2 protein-coding genes are annotated in these 2,857 nt (G+C 67.2%); one reads left to right on the plus strand and one right to left on the minus strand.

Annotation, left to right across the window (positions count from 1 at the left end):
- The coding region (locus FLW16_RS45840) for an RICIN domain-containing protein (RefSeq protein WP_142566695.1) at positions 1-2,110 on the minus strand (2,110 nt) is incomplete at its 3' end.
- A 524-nt stretch (positions 2,111-2,634) separates the two neighbouring features.
- Between FLW16_RS45840 and FLW16_RS42740 the strand changes: the two genes are divergently transcribed.
- A partial coding sequence (locus tag FLW16_RS42740) for a FadR/GntR family transcriptional regulator (RefSeq protein WP_142566694.1) occupies positions 2,635-2,857 on the plus strand: 223 nt, incomplete at its 3' end.

A 2,857-nucleotide genomic window follows, 5' to 3' on the forward strand; every position in this document is an offset into this window, starting at 1 on the left:
CGTAGACGCGCAGTTCACCGGCGCTGGTGGTGGTCCACTGCTGGTTGGGCTGGCCGTTGCAGTCCCAGATCTGCGCCTGGGCGCCGTTGGCCTGCGACGCCCCGCTGACGTCCAGGCACCGCCCGGAGGCCACACCCTTCAGCGCGCTGGTGCCGCCCGACGGCGACGACGGTGACGGGGAGGGTGTCGACGTGCCGTTCCGGGGCCCGGCGGAGGCCATCACGGACTGGGCGCCCGACGGCCACTGCCCGTTGGTGACGGTCACGTTGTTGTTGACGACGTTGCCGCGGTCGCCGTTGGTGATGTTGGTGCTGCCGTTGGTCGACCAGTTGCCGGTGACGGTGAAGTTGCCCATGTTCTCACCGCCCCAGTAGTTGGCGGTGGCCCAGGTGCCGGTGTTGGAGAAGACGTTGTTCCTGACGGTGTAGTACTTGGAGCCCTCATCGAAGTAGAGCCCGAACCAGCCGTTGGTCCGCAGGCAGTAGTTGTCGCTGATCAGCGCGTTCGGGTTCCACGACAGCGTGTAGATGCATCCGCCGTCGGTCATCTGCTGCATGACGTCGTGCACGTAGTTGCCGACGAGCTTGTTGCCCGAGGCCGTGGTGGCCGTGGTGTAGCGCGGCTGGTAGTTGTACAGACCCCGGTTGGTGTACTGGGTGCTGCCGCCGGGCTCGTTGGCGCCCCACCCGTACCCGATCGACATGCCGGTGTAGGGCATGTTGTAGACCTCGTTGTGGGACACGTCGGTGGTGGTGACGTAGGTGGTCAGGACCGAGACGATGCCCCGGTAGTCCAGCCCGAGGTCGTGGATGCGGTTGTCGGTGATGGTGATGTTGCGGTTGACCATCCGCTGGTCGCTGGGGTGGTGGGCGTCGGCGCGCACGCCGCCGACCACGACGCCGCCGGCCGAGTTGCGGGCGATCTCGGATCGGGTGACCGTGATGTCGCTGGCGCCCAGGCCGACTCCGCTGGCGTGCGCGTTCGCGTCGTTGCCGATGCCCACGGCCGTCTGGCCCAGGTTGACGAACTGCGAGTCGGAGAAGGTGATGTGGTCGGCCGCCGAGACCTGCACCGCCGCGGGCATCTGGGCCCAGTTCGGCCGGGTGGACTCGAACTGCTGGCAGCCCTCCTGGCAGGAGCTGGGCAGGTCGCCGGGCCAGTTGGAGTTGCCCGCGATGTAGGAGCCGGTCTGCTGGTCGGCGAAGCCCTGGTTGCTGCTGGGCCCGAGCCAGCTGGTGCCGGTGAAGGTGATGCCGCTCAAGGCGATGTGGTGCGCGGGCGCGTCGTAGGTGCCGCCCACGTTCACCAGGGACTGCAACACCGGCAACTCCACGCTGGTGCTGCTCATGTTCTGCCCGGAGAGAGGAATGTAGGACAGCACGCCGGTCGAGGGGTTGATGTACCACTCACCCGGAGAGTCGAGGAACTCGTAGGCGTTCTCGATGTAGAGCGGCCCGGCCCGGTGCGGGGTGGTGAACGTGTCGTACCCGAAGATGTTGTTGCTCCAGCTGGGCTGCTGCATCGTGATGAAGTTGCCGCTGATGCTCTGCACCCGCACGTACCGGTCGGTGAACGAACCGACGCTCTCCAGCTCGACCCTGTTCTGGCCGGCCAGGTTGTTCAGATAGCTCAACGCGCTGCTGCTGAACCGCAGACCGGTGCCGGTCGCGGTGAAGTCGGACCGGTTGACCTGGGTACGCGCGCGCGTGGCGAGGGCGCCGTTGACGTACAACTGCCGGGTGTCGATCCCGGCGCCGACGTTGGCCTGCCAGATGTTCTTCGCCTGGTTGGCGAGCGTCCAGCCGGTCACCGCCCGGGCGCCGCTGATGACGGGATGCGCCGACGGGGCCGCCTGCCACACGACCCGATATCCGTTGGTGCCGGAGTCGGCGGCGGTCAGCCGCAGCGGCGAGGTCAGCCGGTACACGCCCTCGGCGAGTTGCACGACGATGTCCCCGGACATGGAGCTGTTCTGCGACCGCACCGCCGTCTGCGCGCCCGACAGCGAGCACGGCTGGGCGGACGAACAGGTGCTGCCGGTGCCCGAGGGCGAGACGTAGAGGGTCGTGGTGGCGGCGCGGGCCGCGGTGGCCGATGCGACGACTGTCATCGCCACGGTCAGCGCCGCGATGACGAGACCAACCAGAAGCGGCCTCAACACCGCGACAGGTGGGGACGGATGTTCAATTCGATCGGTCACGTGCTTCTCCATGGTGGTGCGGCCCTCACGTGCCACCACGGGGGGCCGGGTGGAGTGAGGTGATGGAAGCCGACGTGGCCGACCACGGTGGGGAGGCATGCGACACGCCTCCACACACCCGCCGTGTGGTCCAGCCTCAGGGGCCCGGAAGAAGCATCCTCCGGGTGCTCAGCTACCAATTACGGGTGCGAGCACCGAGGCCCGTCAAGACCTTAAGAACACTTAATTTTCACGGCAGGCATGTAAACGTCATCTGGTCGTAACGATCAGAAGTCTCTGACCAGCGGAAACTCGCGCGGGCATTCCCGCACGGGCGGACCGCCTCGCGTGAATCGCGATGATGTTTCGTACTCACGATGCCGCGTCCCGGACAGCCTGTGGGGGAAATGGCCCGCAGAGTCATACTTTTACTGCGATCGTGAGGAGGAAGCGCGGTGACCGAGACCCAGCGTGAGGGCGGATACCGGCCGGGCTATGAGGTGGCGGCCGAGCAGGTGCTGGAGCTCATCGCCCGGCTGGGCCTGCGACCCGGCGACCGCATGCCGACCGAAAACGACCTGGCCCGCCAGCTGGGCACCAGCCGCACCGTCGTCCGCGAAGCCGTGAAGATCCTGTCCGCACTCGGCCGGGTACGCGCCCAAAAAGGCCGGGGCCTGT

The sequence above is a fragment of the Microbispora sp. KK1-11 genome, assembly GCF_006874435.1.
In the GTDB taxonomy this organism is placed as follows: domain Bacteria; phylum Actinomycetota; class Actinomycetes; order Streptosporangiales; family Streptosporangiaceae; genus Microbispora; species Microbispora catharanthi.